Annotated in this window: 12 protein-coding genes; 6 read left to right on the top strand and 6 right to left on the bottom strand. The window is 60.7% G+C overall.

All coding sequences use genetic code 11. The features are described 5' to 3' along the window. Positions 1-52 precede the first annotated feature (52 nt). Complete coding sequence (locus RHM60_RS04560) at positions 53-1,072, bottom strand: AraC family transcriptional regulator (protein ID WP_322213761.1); 1,020 nt, start codon at positions 1,070-1,072, stop codon at positions 53-55. A 168-nt stretch (positions 1,073-1,240) separates the two neighbouring features. Between RHM60_RS04560 and efeU the strand changes: the two genes are divergently transcribed. Genes efeU through efeO (RHM60_RS04580) form a run of 4 tightly spaced genes read left to right on the top strand, consistent with a single transcriptional unit; the run spans position 1,241 to position 5,452 of the window. Continuing rightward, positions 1,241-2,086, top strand: a complete 846-nt coding sequence (efeU, locus tag RHM60_RS04565; protein ID WP_322213762.1) for an iron uptake transporter permease EfeU — start codon at positions 1,241-1,243, stop codon at positions 2,084-2,086. A gap of 10 nt (positions 2,087-2,096) precedes the next feature. Next, positions 2,097-3,299 (top strand): iron uptake system protein EfeO, encoded by a 1,203-nt coding sequence (gene efeO / locus RHM60_RS04570; RefSeq protein ID WP_322213763.1) that lies wholly within the window; start codon positions 2,097-2,099, stop codon positions 3,297-3,299. A gap of 13 nt (positions 3,300-3,312) precedes the next feature. After that, positions 3,313-4,617: an iron uptake transporter deferrochelatase/peroxidase subunit gene (efeB, locus tag RHM60_RS04575; protein WP_209982458.1), complete on the top strand. Its 1,305-nt coding sequence runs from the start codon at positions 3,313-3,315 to the stop codon at positions 4,615-4,617. Positions 4,618-4,633: 16 nt separating this feature from the next. Beyond that, a complete protein-coding gene (gene efeO, locus RHM60_RS04580) occupies positions 4,634-5,452 on the top strand; it encodes an iron uptake system protein EfeO (protein ID WP_209982460.1) in 819 nt (272 codons plus the stop codon). Positions 5,453-5,515: 63 nt separating this feature from the next. Here the strand turns inward: efeO (RHM60_RS04580) and RHM60_RS04585 are convergent, their stop codons facing one another. Next, complete coding sequence (locus RHM60_RS04585; protein WP_322213764.1) at positions 5,516-10,147, bottom strand: hypothetical protein; 4,632 nt, start codon at positions 10,145-10,147, stop codon at positions 5,516-5,518. Between the two features lie 379 nt (positions 10,148-10,526). After that, entirely contained in the window at positions 10,527-11,870 is a 1,344-nt protein-coding gene (gene pssA, locus RHM60_RS04590; protein ID WP_322213765.1) for a CDP-diacylglycerol--serine O-phosphatidyltransferase, read from the bottom strand. A 150-nt stretch (positions 11,871-12,020) separates the two neighbouring features. Here pssA and RHM60_RS04595 point away from each other — a divergent pair, with 150 nt between their 5' ends. Continuing rightward, on the top strand, positions 12,021-12,500 hold the full coding sequence (locus tag RHM60_RS04595) for a DUF1348 family protein (RefSeq protein ID WP_209982464.1): 480 nt from the start codon (positions 12,021-12,023) through the stop codon (positions 12,498-12,500). A gap of 58 nt (positions 12,501-12,558) precedes the next feature. On the opposite strand, the gene RHM60_RS04600 is transcribed toward RHM60_RS04595, so the two are convergent. Both RHM60_RS04600 and RHM60_RS04605 read right to left on the bottom strand, forming a co-directional pair. Next, the gene (locus RHM60_RS04600) at positions 12,559-13,716 is read right to left on the bottom strand and encodes a PQQ-dependent sugar dehydrogenase (RefSeq protein ID WP_322213766.1); all 1,158 of its coding nucleotides are present in this window, start codon (positions 13,714-13,716) and stop codon (positions 12,559-12,561) included. A 13-nt stretch (positions 13,717-13,729) separates the two neighbouring features. Continuing rightward, positions 13,730-14,044, bottom strand: a complete 315-nt coding sequence (locus tag RHM60_RS04605) for a hypothetical protein (RefSeq protein ID WP_209982468.1) — start codon at positions 14,042-14,044, stop codon at positions 13,730-13,732. A 183-nt stretch (positions 14,045-14,227) separates the two neighbouring features. Between RHM60_RS04605 and RHM60_RS04610 the strand changes: the two genes are divergently transcribed. After that, entirely contained in the window at positions 14,228-15,067 is an 840-nt protein-coding gene (locus RHM60_RS04610) for a Ku protein (RefSeq protein WP_322213767.1), read from the top strand. A 113-nt stretch (positions 15,068-15,180) separates the two neighbouring features. Here RHM60_RS04610 and lpxO read toward each other — a convergent pair whose 3' ends face one another. Beyond that, positions 15,181-16,080: a lipid A hydroxylase LpxO gene (gene lpxO, locus RHM60_RS04615; RefSeq protein WP_209982473.1), complete on the bottom strand. Its 900-nt coding sequence runs from the start codon at positions 16,078-16,080 to the stop codon at positions 15,181-15,183. Between the last annotated feature and the right edge of the window lie 580 nt (positions 16,081-16,660).

A 16,660-nucleotide genomic window follows, 5' to 3' on the forward strand; every position in this document is an offset into this window, starting at 1 on the left:
CAAATTCCTAAAAGAATGACGCTGTCAGCGACGTTCTGGTCCCACACTGGCACTACTTGCCAGGCATTATTTCGTTCAGGATCAAACTGCGATAATGGCCCGGATTTGATCCGGACCATTTGCGAAAGGCTTTATAAAACGAACTGGTGTCTGCAAATCCCAACCGCGCGGCAATCTCGGCAAAGCTGATCTGCGGTTCGGCCAACCATACGATGGCCAACTCTTTACGCACGTTGTCCTTGAGACCCAGGTAGGTCTGCCCTTCTTCAGCCAGACGGCGTCGCAGGGTCGAGGCGGACACGCACAGCGACGCCGCGAGGCCGTCGGTTTTCGGCCAGGTGTCGGGCGGCAGTTGGCGCAGGTCGTGTTTGATGCGCGTGGCCAGGCTTTGCGGATCGCGGTATTTGACCAGAATGTTGGCTGGCGCATGCGCGAGGAAGCGCTTGAGCTCTTCGGGGCTGCGCTTGATCGGCAGGTCCAGGCAATCGGCGGAGAAGATCATGCGCGTGCGCGGCCGGTCGAAGCGCAAGTTGTCGGAGAACATCACCCGGTAATCGTCATAAAAGGCCGGTTGCGGACACCGCAGCTCAATGGCCAGGATCGGGATACGCCGGCCCGCCAGCCAACAGGCGACGCCGTGCACGATCATCCAATAGGTGAAATAGGTAAACGCGCGTTTAGGAGCGGGTTCGAGCAACACGATTTCGGCCAGGCTTTGTTGGCGCACCAGTTGAGCGGGCATCTGCTCCAGCATCAAGGACAGAAAACCCAGGCCGGTTTCCAGGCTCGCGCCCAGGTTCGGTTGCGCCATTGCGGCGTGACACAGGAACGCCAGGCTGCCGGACTTGAGCTTGCGCGGGTCCATGCCGAAGAACTCATCGTCGCTGCGCCGTGCGAGCAGACGCCACAGGCGCGCATAGGCTGTGGCGGGAACGCGGGCGAGCGGCTGCTCCAGCAGCGCCGGGTCGATGCCGACCTTGCTCAGGGCCTCAAGCGTAGCGGCGCCCGGCGCGCAGCTCTGCAACAAAGCCTCGCGCACAAGGTGGACAGAGATGGTGTCTTTTTCCGACATGGGCTACGGGGCAATCCGATCACACTGGAGATGGCGAGCATCATAAGGGCGCTTGCGCTTTGCCACCACCGTTCAGCCAGGGTTCAGCAAACGTCAAGTTTTCCTGTTTAGTAATGAGTATCATTATGATACAACTTAGCACCCTACCTAATTACCCTGTGGTGCCGAATGCTTGTCCCCTTTCTCATCATGCTGCGCGAGGGCATTGAGGCCGCGTTGATCGTTGGCATCATCGCCAGTTACCTGCAGCAAACCGGCCGTGGCCAGTGGATGCCGGCGGTGTGGATCGGGGTGTTTCTCGCCGCTGCGTTGGCCTTGCTGGTGGGCGGTGGATTGGAACTGGTGAGTGCCGAGTTTCCGCAAAAGCAGCAGGAATTGTTCGAAGGCATTGTCGGACTGGTGGCCGTGGGCATCCTCAGCTCGATGGTGTTCTGGATGCGCAAGGTGGCCCGCTCGATCAAGCACTCGCTGCACGCCTCCCTCGATCACGCCCTGACCGGTTCCCGGCACCAGGTCACGGCCTTGATCCTGATGGTGTTTTTCGCCGTGGCCCGCGAAGGCCTGGAAACCGTGTTTTTCCTGCTGGCGGTGTTCCAGCAGAGCGAAGGCCCTGGCGCGCCGATCGGTGCGCTGCTCGGCCTGATCCTGGCGATCATCGTCGGTTTCCTGATCTACAGCGGCAGCATGCGCCTGAACCTCGGCGCGTTCTTCCGCTGGACCGGCCTGTTTATCCTGGTGGTGGCCGCCGGCATCCTCGCCAACTCGGTGCAGGCCCTGCACGAAGCCGGTGTGTGGAACCACCTGCAAACCGTGCTGTTCGATTTCAGCAGCGCGCTGCCAATGGACAGCCCGCTGGGCTCGGTGCTGGCCGGGATGTTCGGCTACCAGGAAGCGCCGACCGTGAGCACCCTTGGCGCCTATCTGATTTACCTGGTGGTGGCACTGGTGATGTTTTTCCTGCCCGCATCGCCTGCTGCGCCTGTCGCCCAATCCCCTTCCGCTTCCAGTCAGTAAGGACCGTCTCTTGTCCAGCCCAACGCCTCAACCCGCCCCGCCGTCCCGCGCCCTGCGCTGGGCCGTGGCAGGCTCGGTGGTCGTGATGATCGCCGCCGGTGGTTTGTTCTATTACGCCTCGCAATTGGCCGCGAGCAAACGCCAGGCCAACCACAATGAAATCACCGTGACCCTCCACGGCCATGCCTGCGAGCCCAATGCGCTCACCGTGCCGGCCGGCCGCGCGAGCTTTCGCATCGTCAACCGTTCGGATCGCGCCGTGGAGTGGGAAATCCTCGATGGCGTGCTGGTGGTCGAGGAGCGCGAGAACATTGCGCCGGGCCTGAGCCAGGTGATCAACGCCAACCTGCAGCCCGGCGACTACGCAATCACCTGCGGGCTGCTGAGCAATCCGCGCGGCACCTTGCGGGTGACGCCGACTGCGCAGTCCGACGCCCAGGCCAAGGCCAAACCGTCGATGGTGGCTTTTATCGGACCGCTGTCGGAGTTTCGCGTGTACCTGAGCGCCCAGGGCAGTGCGCTGGTCAAGACGACAACGGCGCTGCAACAAGCCATCGACGCCGGCGACCTGGCCCAAGCCCAGGCGCTGTATGTGCCGGCGCGTGAGGCCTACCAGCGCCTGGCGCCGGCTGCTCAGCGCCTGGCCGAACTGGACAACGCGATCAACGCGCGCGCCGATTACTTTGAAAAACGCGAGCAAGACCCGGCCTTCAGTGGCTTCCACCGCCTGGAATACAGCCTGTTCCAGCAGCGCAGCCTCGATGGCCTGGCGCCGATTGCGCAGCGCCTAGTGGCCGACGTCACCACGCTCAAGCAGCAGTTGCTGGCCCAGTCCCTGCCGCCGGAGCAACTGGTGAGCATTGTGGTGCGCAACCTCAACAGCCTGGCCGATGTACGCGCGGCCAGCGGTGAAGAGGAACGCTACAGCCATATCGACCTCAACGGGTTTGCCGCCAACCTCCAGGTCGCGCACAAAGTGGTGGAGCTGATGCGACCACTGCTGAGCAAGTCCGCCGCCGACCTGTTGCCCACTATCGACAGTGCCCTCGCCGCCTTCGACAGCGAACTCCAGGGATTCAAGGTGGATAACGGTTACGCCCGCTACGACAGCATCACCGTTGATCAGCGCAAGCAGATCGCCGACAAGGCCAAGGCACTGGCCGCCGCACTCGATGGAATCGACCCCGCCCTTGGCCTTTCCGGCCTGCAGTGAGACGAACGCATACATGAGTGATTCAGAGCAGTTTTCCGCACAACGCCGCCGTGTCCTGCTGGGCATGGCCGCCACCGGCGCTGCGATTGCCGGCAGCAGCCTGAGCTGCCCGGCGATGGCCGCCGCGGCCGAACAGGTCACCACCGCACCGCGCAGTGACAAGACCCAGGACCACCACGATTTTTTCGGCACGCACCAGAGCGGCATCGTTACCCCCCGCCCGGCCTGCGGCATGCTGGTGGCATTCGACGTATTGGCCAGCGACCGCGAAGACCTGGAGCGGCTGTTTCATACCCTCAACGAGCGCATCCGTTTTCTGATGACCGGCGGCACCGTGCCCCAGGTCGACCCGAAACTGCCGCCCACCGATTCCGGCATCCTTGGCCCGGTGGTCACGCCGGACAACCTGACCATCACCGTGTCGGTCGGCGAGTCGCTGTTTGATGAGCGCTTCGGCCTTGCAGCGGTCAAGCCCAAGCGGCTGAGCCGCATGGTCGGTTTCCCCAATGATGCGCTGGAGCCGGCGCAGTGCCACGGCGACCTGAGCCTGCAGTTCTGCTCCAACACGACCGACACCAATATCCATGCCCTGCGCGACATCGTGAAAAATCTGCCCGACCTGCTGCTGGTGCGCTGGAAACAGGAAGGCAGTGTGCCGCCCCAGGCACCGACCAAACCCGGCGAGCCGGCGCAGAGCGCGCGTAACTTCCTCGGCTTTCGCGATGGTTCGGCCAATCCGGATTCCAACAATGCCAAGACCATGGACCAGATCGTCTGGGTCCAGCCCGGCAGCGATGAACCGGCCTGGGCCGCCCATGGCAGCTACCAGGCGGTGCGCATCATTCGCAACTTCGTCGAACGCTGGGATCGCACGCCGTTGCAGGAACAGGAAAGCATCATCGGCCGCGTCAAACCCACCGGTGCACCCATGGGGGGCCACAGCGAATCCCAGGTGCCGGACTACAGCAAGGACCCGGAAGGCAAGCTGACCAAGCTCGATGCGCACATCCGCCTGGCCAACCCGCGCACGCCGCAGACCCAGGCCAACCTGATCCTGCGCCGGCCGTTCAACTACTCCAACGGTGTCAACAAGAACGGTCAGCTGGACATGGGATTGCTGTTCATCTGCTACCAGGCCGACCTGGAGAAAGGCTTTATCAGCGTGCAGACCCGGCTCAATGGCGAGCCTCTGGAGGAGTACCTCAAGCCGGTGGGCGGCGGGTATTTCTTCACCTTGCCGGGCGTTACCGGGCCCAGGGACTTTATCGGGCGCACGCTGCTGGCGGCCACGCCCCCTCAAACCACTGCCAATACCTAAAAAACCGGAGCGTCCCATGAAGAAGTCGACTATTGCGTTGTCGTTGCTAATGACCCTCTCGCCGCTGAGCGCATTTGCCGCCACCGCGCCCCTGGACCTGGTCGGTCCGGTGTCGGACTACAAGATCTACGTCACCGAAGAAATCGCCGAGCTGGTCACCCAGACCCAGGCGTTCACCGCTGCGATCAACAAGGGCGACCTGGCCACGGCGAAAAAGCTCTACGCGCCGACCCGTGTGCACTACGAGTCCATCGAGCCGATTGCCGAACTGTTCAGCGACCTGGACGCGTCCATCGACTCACGTGTCGACGACCACGAAAAAGGTGTGACCGCCGAAGACTTCACCGGCTTTCACCGCATCGAATACGCGCTGTTCTCGCAGAACAGCACCCAGGGCCTGGAAGCGCTGACCGCCAAGCTCAACACCGATGTCAATGACCTGAAAACCCGCGTCGACGGCCTGACCTTCCCGCCGGAAAAAGTCGTCGGCGGCGCCGCCGCGCTGCTGGAAGAAGTCGCCGCGACCAAGATCTCCGGTGAGGAAGACCGCTACAGCCACACCGACCTCTACGACTTCCAGGGCAACATCGACGGCGCGAAGAAAATCGTTGACCTGTTCCGCGGCCAGATCGACAAACAGGACAAGGCGTTCCTGACCAAGGTCGACAAGAACTTCGCAACGGTGGACAAGATCCTCGCCAAATACAAAACCCCGGACGGTGGTTTCCAGACCTACGACAAGGTCAAGGAAAACGACCGCAAGGCCCTGGTGGGTCCGGTTAATACCCTGGCCGAAGACCTGTCGACCCTGCGGGGCAAGTTGGGTTTGAACTGATATGCCACTGAGTGTTCGGACCGCCTGTATGGGCGCCCGAACGCTTTTGGCGTGTTTGCCAGGCTACACATGGAAGTCAGATAACGGTGTTCCATCCGGCTTACCCGTTTGCGGGTTGAGCGCATACCAGACACCGTTGACCCTGGAAGCTACGACGGCGGCACCCTGACTGGTACCGGCCTGGCCTGATTGGCGAGGCGCTGGTGCCGAATCCAATCCACCGGCCAACCAATAAGCCCTCAATTTCTCTTCAATCGTGATCAGGTGGGGCGAGGCCTTGCCGAGCAACGATGCACTTGGCACCAGCCGCGATAGCTTGAACACGCCCTTGACGGCGGCTTCTGTCAACTGCGCGTAACCATCCGCCGGATTCATGACCCCGTTTGCCAATAATGCCGACTCCTTGATGAAGTTGAACGCCCTGTCGCTGAAGCTTGCAACCGGCTTTGTCCAGGCCTTACGCGGTGTCAGGGGCGTAACCGCACTTCCCAACCGGCGAAATGCGCTACCCAACGGGTTGGGCGTAAGCGCCTTGGCCGTACGCAACAACGACCGCACCTGGCCTCCGGCTCCAATAAGGACCCCGCCCACGTCCAATGTCAGGGCGAACAACCCACTGCCGATATTGCCGTCCGAAAACTCCTGATAAGCACCGAGAAAGGGGACGAGGCCCTTCAAAATAGCCTTGTCCCGGGCGAGCGCTTCGCGTTTTTTTTCCAGCGGCAAGGTACCTTCGGCCCTGAGCAGCATCTGCTCATCGCTTTCATACAAATTCTTGTCGGCAATCAGCGTCGCGATGCTGTGGGTCTTCGGCGATGCATACGTGTCAATCATGTCCGAGCTGGGTGCACCACCGGCCGATTTAACGCCGCCAATGGGCTCGCCAATGCGTTCAACGATAACCTTGGACGACACGTTCGGCCTGGGCGTAGCACCTTTCAAGTAAGCGTCCAGGTCCAGGTTGAGTTTGAATCCGCCCGTAAAGGCCTTTACGTAGATACCATCCAAACCTAACGGATTGGGTTTACCTTTAAGCACATCACCCTCTCTCAGTTGTTGAGGAAGGTCAGTGCGTTTGATGATTTTCCCATTGACAAACACCTCGAAATAACACACCTGCTTGCCCAGTTCGACCCTCATCAATGTACCTTGCCGACCTCTCGCGGCTTGCACATCGGCGTCGGTCTGCGTGGCGGGCGGCAGCCCGGTCTCGCCGCGCACGGTAAACACAGTGACGACGCTCTGCGGGTGGTCAAGCAGTTGACGGTCGGCCAGGGGGAGTTTGGCAAACATGAGTTTGAGCTGAGTGGCGTAGGCAGTCTTGAGGGTCGCGCTGTGCGCATCGACGGCTTGTTCAAGCAGCGGCTTCAACGCGGGAAGTCGACGAATTCGTTCATCGAGTTCTGCGCGCTTCTCGGCGGGCGCCTCAACGGCGAGGTTCGTCTGAAACGGAGTCGATCGATGCCTTGACAGCCTTTCAGGCATGTCACTCCTAAGTATCCATTTGCCTGGCATCAAGTCGCCGGTCATGTAGGTTTCGATGAGCGAACGTGCGCGAGGCTCGGAAATGGGCGTATTGCGTCGAGCATCGGAGTCGGCAAGCAGTACTTTCATCGTTTCCAGCTCGTTGCGCGTGATGCCCGGAAATACCTTGAGCAGTTCCCTGATGGCAATGGCCTTGCGCGCCGGTAGCTCTGCGACGGCGTTCAATGCGTCGTTGACCTCCCGGCGTTGTTTGAAAAAGGCTGCGGTGGCAGTTTTGAGCGCCGATTCGGGATGCTCTCCCGCCACAACAGCAGGGATGACCCCATTGAGCACTGCCCAGTCGAGCAGGATCCTCATGGCCGGCAGCTGAATCAGGGTAGCCTGCTCTTCGCTGGTGGCGGCCAGCGTGGTCAGATCGCTGATCTGCTGTTCGTTCATCATGCGGCTGGTGCCTGGGCCCTTCAGTTCTGCCATGGCAGCACCCAGCCGCAGCTCCATCCAGCCAGGCGTGCCAATTCTGATTTCCTTGGGCACGTCCCTGATCAGCAATTCGGGCGCCACCTGCGCAAGGCCGACCTGTGCCACCAGTACCGCAAGTTTCGGGTCAAGGCCCCGCTCAAGCTGCAGATGTTTCTCAAGGTCGCGCCTTACTGCGTTGAAGGTGCGCCCCATGTTGCTCGGTTGGTAGAGTGCATAGCCCGCGATATAGCCGGGCCGGGGCGGTACGTTCACTCCTGCGTGCAAGGTGAGCGCAGCGAGCGCCAACTGTTGCCGCACGGCTTTGGGCACTGGTGACGCTTGCCATTTCAACATGTGGGCAAACGCGTCACCGTCGTTGAGAACCTCGCGGCTGTTCAGAAATTTTTCCAGGCACTCCGCCGGGTTCTGTTGCAGCAGTTCCAGCGATGTCTCTTCAAGGTAGTCGAAAACCCGCGGACTCTGCCCACCCAGACGCCTGTCGGCCTCGGCCTTGAGGCTGGCTTTATCGCCTGCCGTCAATCTGCCAGGAGACCACGGTTCTTCCAAAAGGCCGGAGTAATTCCCCAACGGCGGCGCCGGCGGCAACGCACTGCGCAACCATCGCACCACATTGCGCGTCTCGCCAACCGTGCGCGGTGAGCCCAGGCCCTTATAGTCCAGGAGTTGGCGGACGTCGTATGACGGCACCGAATAAAGCGCATGTCCCCGGGCATGGCTCAGATCCATCAACTGGCGCAGCTCCAGTTCCAGCCCGCGATCCGCACTGATGACGCTTGTAAGATCCAGCCAACCCCCGTCCGGGAGCTGATGCTCGAATTTGCCTTCGGACAGCCGAAATGGCTGCCCCTCCCAGAAGAAGCCGGCTTTTTCCAGATGAGTGCGCAACGCGGGCGATTCAGTCAATCGCTGAAGACTTGCCCGAACCCTATGATCACCCGCGACCAACGATGAGCTGGCGGATGGCTGCGCCGCATGTTCGGACCAGTCCCAAGGCGCATCGTCAGGCGCATTGCCGATCTTGCGCTCCAGGTAATCGCCCAGGTAGGCGCGCTCATCCAGGTCACCGATCGTTTGCCGCACGTGCTCCAGACGGCTGCCGAGGCTCTGGTACTGTCTAGCGGGCATCACCAGCGCGCCGGTTTGCAGCTGCGCCATCACCGGGTTTCGGCCTTCGTAAGCGTCAAGCTGCGGCAATCCATAAGCCTGCACGACGACCCCGACAGGCAGCCACGACTCCCCCTCTTTCAGGTAATACAGGCCCTCGTCCGCCGGGTCCAGCACCTCTGTGATCAAGCGCAGTTTCTCGCTGACCTGCCACCAGCCGGAATTGTCAGCGGTGCTGAAGGTCACGGCCGTGCGCACGCCGTCAAGGTTGGCATAGCCGCTGATGCTGTCCCGGTGAAACTCCAGCCCGTCCGTTTCCAACCCTTTGCTTTTGATCCACGCCTGCAGGTCGGGCTGGGCCAAGACCTGGCGGTAAATGTCCAGAGCAGGCGCCAGGGACGTATCGTCAGGGATCTTTACAAGTGCATAACCGGTTTGCATCGAGCTGAGCAGGTACTTGCCAAAACCCGCGTCCGCCCATGCACGATTCGGGTTCTCCGGCCGTGTAGACGGCAGGGTCCAGCGCGGTGGGGCTGGAGGAAGATTTTCGCTCAGTCCGCTGATGGCCGCGTAAACCTGCGCCAGTGTGCGGGGGGATCCCAGCCCGGAAAAAACCAGGTACTGACGCGCATCGTATAGAGGCTGCGAGTACACAGTATTGCCGATCGACTTGCACATTTCCTGCAACTGACCGAAGCGCTTGTCCAGGGTCTCTATAGCCTGTCTTTCTTGCGGACTGCCACCGACGCCGACCTTACTGATCTCGTCCTGCAAAAAACTGCCCAGGGGAAACCATTGGCTACGCCGGTCAAGTATTTGCAGATCGCCATCGACTATCCTGTAGACCTGGTCCACGCCGCCGAAGCCAACTTTTTCAATGAATGTCTTGAACGCGGGCAGCGCAAGCCATGCTGCAAAGTGCTCACGCGGTGCCTGGCTTTTTTGCGCCAGCGTGGACTCGGGCCGAACCACTGCCAGTCTGTCGCCAAGGCTGAGGGTATCGGTGTCAACGGCATCTTTAACCAACTGCAAGAGTTGAATCGCTAGGCTTGATCGAGCATCAATATCGCTGATTTTCTGTAGCAGCTGCGCGTACTGCTGACGCCACAGACTACGTTTATCGTCGGTTATCGCCGGCCAGCCAGCGGTCTTGAGCAGTTCACCAAGGGACGCTTTTTGCTGATCGCTGTGGGGCGGTTCCACACCGTAGAAATTGAAGACGGTATCCAGATCCACGAAGCGACCTTTCTGCGGCAGCAGTACCCCGGCGGAGTTGGGGGACAATTTGTCCGCTGCCTCAGTCAACCTGGCGCCGACCTCGTTCCATCCTGACCCGTCAGTGGCGGTGAATCTGCATTTGACCTGCTTGCCTTTGATCAACACAGTGCCTTCCACACCATCGCTGAACACGCGCACCGATGAGACATCCATGCCCATGGATTTTAACCAGGCCTGCACCTTTGGCTCCCGTGCGGCCTTGTTGAAGACATCAATGAAGGGCTGGATAGAGGCATTTCGAGGGAAGAGGTGGTCTTTGGACTTGCCGGTAATCAGCCACTCAATCAAGGATTGTTGTAACGTTTCATCAGCCTTTTGCGTAAACCCTGGGGTTCCGAATTCTTCCAAAGCCGCAGGGCCAGTATTTGCAGCGCGACTCTCGCGCTTGTGGCGAGCGGCGACAGGCTCAAACCGCGCCTGTCTCAGTTGCCCATCCTGTCCCCGTGGTGCGCCCGGAACCTCAGTCACCGTGCGACCGTCCCCAGGGCTTGATCCTGCCTGAGAATGGTCAGGTTCGTTTTCAGCTCGGCTGACTGTAGATACGAATGAAGATGGGGCAGAACCCACTGATGCAAGTGTCGACATTTCAAGTTCTCTTCACGATTGAACGCAAGAGTTCTCGTCCTTAAGAACCGTCAACAAAAAGCCTATGAGATAACCCATAGGCCGCATGTAGGAGAGTTCTCAATACACCCGATGAAGAAGTGTCACCTTGTGGGGTTGCCCGCTACAGGATGCGATAAAGCAACCGCTCGATCCGCACCCGGCTGACCCGGCGCAGGAACTTGCCGACCGCCGCCGGGTAATCCACCAGCGTCTGCAGATGCTGGTAGCCATCGATACGCGTGGTATGGCGGAAAATCTGCGCCAGCTCCTGCGCGCGCGGCGCCAGCCATTGGCCTTGCGGGTCGTCGATCAGCAGGGCATTTTCCAGGTCGAGGCGAAATGCCCGTGGGTTGAGGTTATTACCGGTGAGCAAGGTGTAGCGCTCGTCCACCCACATGCCCTTGAGGTGGTAGCTATTGTCGCCGTGGTGCCACAGGTGCAGGTTCAACTGGCCGCTGTCGATCATCGGCTGATGGCGCTTGGCGAAACGGCGCAGGCTGATTTCATACAGGTACGGCAGCGCCGCAATCACTTTGAACGGCTCGCTGGGCGGGATGTAGAAGTCGTTGGCGGTCTTGTCGCCGACAATGATGTCGATCTTCACCCCACGCGCCAGGGCCCGGTTGATTTCGCGGGTCACCGGCAGCGGCAGGTTGAAGTACGGCGTGCAGATGGTCAGTTGCTGCTGGGCGCTGGCGATCAACTCGAGAATCACCCGGCTCAGGGGGTTGTTCTTGCCCACCCCCAATAGCGGGCAGACCGACAGGTGACCGTTGGGCAGCTGCCCGGCCGTGGTGTCATACGCGGCGTGCTTGAGACGACTGCGCAGGTCGCCGATGTCGTTGCGCAGGCTGCGGGTGGTCGGCGGGTTCGGCAGGTCCAGGCGGTGCACGGCCCTGGAGGCGATCAGGCCGTGTTCCACCAGGTGCTGCATGGAGTCGGCCAGTGGCTGGCTGTGGATCAGGTGATAACGGTCGAAGCGGTACTTGTCGAACTTGTGCAGGTACACGTTATTCAGGCTGGCGCCGCTGTAGAGCACGCTGTCATCGATCACGAAACCCTTGAGGTGCAGCACGCCGAACAGCTCGCGGGTCTGCACGGGCACGCCGTACACCGGCACTTCACTGGCATGCGACTGGGTCATCGCCTGATACCAGGCGCTGTTGCCCGGTTGCTTGCCGGCGCCGATCAGGCCGCGCTGGGCACGCAGCGAGTCGACCACCACCACGATCTCAAGCTCGGGCCGCGCAGCCTTGGCGGCGTGCAGCGCGTCGTAGATCTCCTGCCCGGCCTCGTCCTGCTGCAAGTACAGCGCGACGATGTAGATGCGTCGGGTGGCCAGGGGGATTTTTTCCAGCAGGCAGTGCCGAAAGGCCGCGGCGCCGGACAGCACCTCGATCGCTTCGGTGGACAGTGGAAAACCGCGCAGTTTGGGCAACAGGGAGCGTTTGAAGAACGACGGCATAAGGCTCGCAATGGGTCGAATCCGAAGAGGCCCCGAGCTTACACCATGAGACTGCCGAGGTCTCGAAAGCCGCGCTATCATCGTTGCCGTCAAACACCCGATAATCCGTCGCCGCAACCAGGGGCGACGTTCGATCCCGAGGAGTCGCCAATGTCATCCACGTCTGAAGCCCGCCCGCCGCTGCCGCCGTTTACCCGTGAGTCGGCCGTCGAAAAAGTCCGCCTGGCCGAAGACGGCTGGAACTCGCGCGACCCGCAGCGGGTATCCCTGGCCTACACCCTGGACACACAGTGGCGCAACCGCACCGAATTCGCCTGCAACCGTGAAGACGCCAGGCAGTTCCTTGCGCGTAAATGGGCCAAGGAACTCGACTACCGACTGATCAAGGAACTGTGGGCTTTCACCGATAACCGTATCGCCGTGCGTTATGCCTACGAGTGGCACGACGATTCGGGCAACTGGTTCCGCTCCTACGGGAATGAGAACTGGGAATTCGATGACAACGGCCTGATGGCTAATCGGTTCGCCTGCATCAACGACCTGCCGATCAAGGAAAGCGAGCGCAAGTTCCATTGGCCGCTGGGCCGGCGTCCGGATGATCATCCGGGGCTGTCCGAGCTGGGCCTCTAGCGCTCTGTAAAGCGTGGAAGGGGCTGCACCCTTCCACCGTTGGATGTCATCGAATCCGTCAGTCCTCGTTCAAACCGACGCGATACAACACGCCATTGGCTTCATCGGTGAGCACATACAGGTAGCCGTCAGGCCCCTGGCGCACATCGCGGATGCGCGCTTTCAATTCCCCGAGCAGGCGCTCCTCATGCACCACCTTGTCGCCGTCGAACTGCAGGCGGATCAGCTCCTGGGTGGCCAGCGCGCCAATGAACACGTTGTGCTGCCACGGCTTGAAACGGTCGGCGTCGTAGAAGGCCATGCCGCTGATGCCTGGGGATTTTTCCCAGACATGGTGCGGCGCCACCGTACCCTCCACCGTCTTGCCCTTGGCCTCGGGGATCGGCGTCAGCGAATAATCGATACCGTGGGTTGCCAGCGGCCAGCCGTAGTTCTTGCCGCGCTCGATAATGTTGATTTCATCGCCGCCACGCGGACCGTGTTCGTTTTCCCAGATCGTGCCACTCCAGGGATTCAGTGCCAGGCCCTGCGGGTTGCGCTGGCCATAGGACCAGATCTCGGGACGCACGCCCGGCTGGCCCACGAACGGGTTATCGTCGGGTACCCGCCCGTCGGGGAAGATGCGCACCACCTTGCCCTGCAACTTGTCGAGGTCCTGGGCGGTGGGCCGGTCGTTGTTCTCGCCAAGGGTGACGAACAGATAACCGTCGCGGTCGAATGCCAGCCGCGAGCCGAAGTGATTGCCGGTGGACAGCTTGGGCTCCTGACGCAGGATCACCTTGAAGTCTTTCAACCCGCTCAAGTCGTCCGCCAGGCGCCCGCGCCCTACCGCAGTGCCGGCCGTGCCACCCTTGCCGCCGCCTTCGGCATAAGACAGGTACACCATGCGGTCCTGCTTGAAGTCCGGCGAGAGCACCACATCAAGCAAACCGCCCTGCCCCTTGGCCCAGACCTCGGGCACGCCGCTCAGCGGCGCCGAAAGCTTGCCCTCGGGGCTGACAAACCGCAGATGGCCGGGACGCTCGGTCACCAGGAAACCTTGCTTGTCCGGCAAGAAGGCCACTGCCCACGGGTGATCGAGGCCCTTGGCGACGGGCGTGACGGTGACACTGCCCTGCTCGCCGGGAAACTGTTGCTGATCGGCGGCGTGTACCGCCGCGACGGGAAGAAAGGTGGTTGCGCACAGCGCAGCGAGCAGCGTTTTGCGTAAAGACATAAGACACGGTTCCTTAGCGACGATTGCCGTTGGCGTCATAGGTGGGGGCTTTGGTTTCGGTCGAAGGCCGGCTGGGCGCGGCCTCGCGCTGGGGGTAGCGGTTGCCGATGCCACGGTTTTCCAGGGTCGGCGCAGGCGTGGTGGGGCCGGTCTGATTGCCACGGATGGCCGGCGCGTTGGGCTGAGTGCCCTGCATGCTGTTGGGGTTGGCCCGGTGGATCGGCCCCTGATTGGCGTTGCTGTTGCCAGGCAGGTTCTGCGCCTGGGCCATGGAAACACACGTAAGGCCCAACGCGAGCGCTGCAAGGTGACGCACACAAGTGTTCATGACAAAGCCTCTCTGAGCGAGTGGTACCTGCTTTCGATAACACGCTACGCCCCGGGTTCGTATTTCGACACTAAATACTTCCTCATCAGGTGTAACACGATCTGTCCGCACATCCGCGTGGCGAAACTTTTACCGGACCCAGCGAGTCACCAGAAGACCGTCAATTCACAAGGAGCCGCAACCATGCCAAGGTCAATCTGGAAAGGCGCCATCAGTTTCGGCCTGGTCCACATCCCGGTGTCACTGGTCTCGGCGACCTCTTCCCAAGGCGTCGACTTCGACTGGCTGGACAAGCGCAGCATGGACCCGGTGGGCTACAAGCGCATCAACAAGACCACCGGCAAGGAAGTCACCAAGGAAAATATCGTCAAGGGTGTGGCCTACGAGAAGGGCCGCTATGTGGTTTTGAGCGAAGAGGAAATCCGCTCGGCCCACCCCAAATCCACCCAGACCATCGAGATCATCGCGTTTGTCGCCAGCGACCAGATCCCTCTGCAGAATATCGACACCCCCTACTTCCTCGCGCCCGACAAACGCGGCGGCAAGGTCTACGCATTGCTGCGTGAAACCCTGAAGAAAACCGGCAAGGTCGCCCTGGCCAATGTGGTGTTGCACACCAAGCAGCACCTGGCGGCGTTGATGGCGCTCGATTCTGCGCTGGTGCTGGTGATGCTGCGCTGGCCTGCCGAGGTGCGCAGCCTGGACGAGCTGGAACTGGGCAGCGACGTGATCAAGCCCACCCTGGCCAAGGGCGAACTGGACATGGCCAAGCGCTTGGTGGAAGACATGAGCGCGGACTGGAAGCCGGAGCAATACCGCGACAGCTTTCAGGAGAAGATCATGGCGCTGGTGGAGAAGAAGGCCAAGGCGGGCAAGATCGAAGATGTGGAGAGCGCTGAAGGCGTTGAAGAGCGCAAGTCCGCCGATGTGATCGACCTGACCGAGCTGCTCAAGCGCAGCCTGGCGGGCAAGCCTGCGGCAAAAAAACCAGCGGTGAAAAAATCCGCTAAGAACGCTTCCTGAGTCACTGTCCGTGGTCGTTCAGTTAAACCGACGCAATGCTCAAAGCGATGCAGATCAAATGTGGGACTCTGCGTTTAGGCCCGCTCGGCAAGGCGTCGAAGCCTGGCGCCACTTCAGATCAACAGGAAAACAGCCGCCAGCGCGGCGAATATCGCCCATTTTTCCAGGTAGTAGCGCGTACGGTTACGCTTTTTCAGCTCTTTACCGCGCAAGCGGATCTTGTACAAGCGCGTAAAGGCTCGGTTCAGCGCGCCGGTCTTGTCGCCGGCATCATTGGGCGAACCCGCCGCCGCCATCACATTGCGACTGAACCAGCGATTGAATGCCGCCGCCCAGCGGTACTTCATCGGCCGCTCGATATCGCAGAACAGGATGATGCGGTTGTGCTGGGTGGTGTTTTGCGCGTAGTGAATGTAGGTCTCGTCGAACATTACCGGCTCGCCATCGCGCCAGTAATAACTCTCGCCATCTACATTGATGTAGCAGCCCGGGTCGTTGGGCGTATCCAGGCCCAAATGGTAGCGATAAGAGCCGGCGTAAGGGTCGCGATGGCGCACCAGCCTGGAGCCGGGCGGCAGCTCGGCAAACATCGCCGCCTTGATCGAACCGATACTCTGTACCAGTTCGGTGGTGCGCGGGCACAGCTTCATTGCCGACGGATGGCTGTCGCCGTACCACTTCAGGTAGAAGCGCTTCCAGCCGGACTTGAAGAATGAGTTGAAACCCACATCGTTGTACTGGTCCGACCGTTTGATCTCACCCGCACGCATCAGGTTCTGGCCTTCCTGGCGGATTTCCTGCCAGTGTTCCTGCAAAGGGCTCAAGTCCGGAAAGTCACTGGGCGACAGATATGGCCGGCTCGGCAGCCTGGAAAACAGATAGAGAAAGCAGTTGATCGGCGCCAGGAACGTGGAGTGGTCGCTCAATTGGCGGCCCAACTTGTGCCGCACCCGACCGCGCAGGTGGACATACGCAATGGAGACGACGTAGAGAACAACAATGATGAGTTTCAAGAGATTTCGTCACAAGTCAGTAGAGAACAGGCTGCTCCTGCGCGCCCACGACGGCCGAGGATTGGATAGCAGCACCTGATTTCACAATTCACAGACAGGCGATAATCGGCGGTTTGATGGCAAACCGCTTTACGGCCATTGGCCGTTATTTAGCCACACTTTGTAACCAAAGGTTAACCAAGAATTGTGAAAAACTGTCGACGAAGTGTGCATCGAAGAAGTGAGGCAAAGCAAAGCAAAGCAAAAGCAGTGTGATATCCATCAGACAAATGGAGATCCACATGTGGGAGGGGGCTTGCTCCCGATGAGGGTGGATCAGCTACACATAAGCTGACTGACACTCAGCCATCGGGAGCAAGCCCCCTCCCACAGTTTGTACAGCGTACGAGAGACAACCTCGGTCGGCTCTAAGGCCGCCGCGCTCTTGATCTTGATCTGAGGCGCCCCGTCAAACACGCTGGCCGAACGCAGGCGAGGTGCCGAGTGTTGGGGCAAGAGCCCTTTTGGTTACTTTTGGCTGGGCCGGCATTCCGGGCTCTTTTCCAAAAGTGACCCGCCGTAAGGGCGGAACCCTAAGTCG

This window comes from Pseudomonas sp. MH9.3 (assembly GCF_034354675.1).
Lineage (GTDB): Bacteria > Pseudomonadota > Gammaproteobacteria > Pseudomonadales > Pseudomonadaceae > Aquipseudomonas.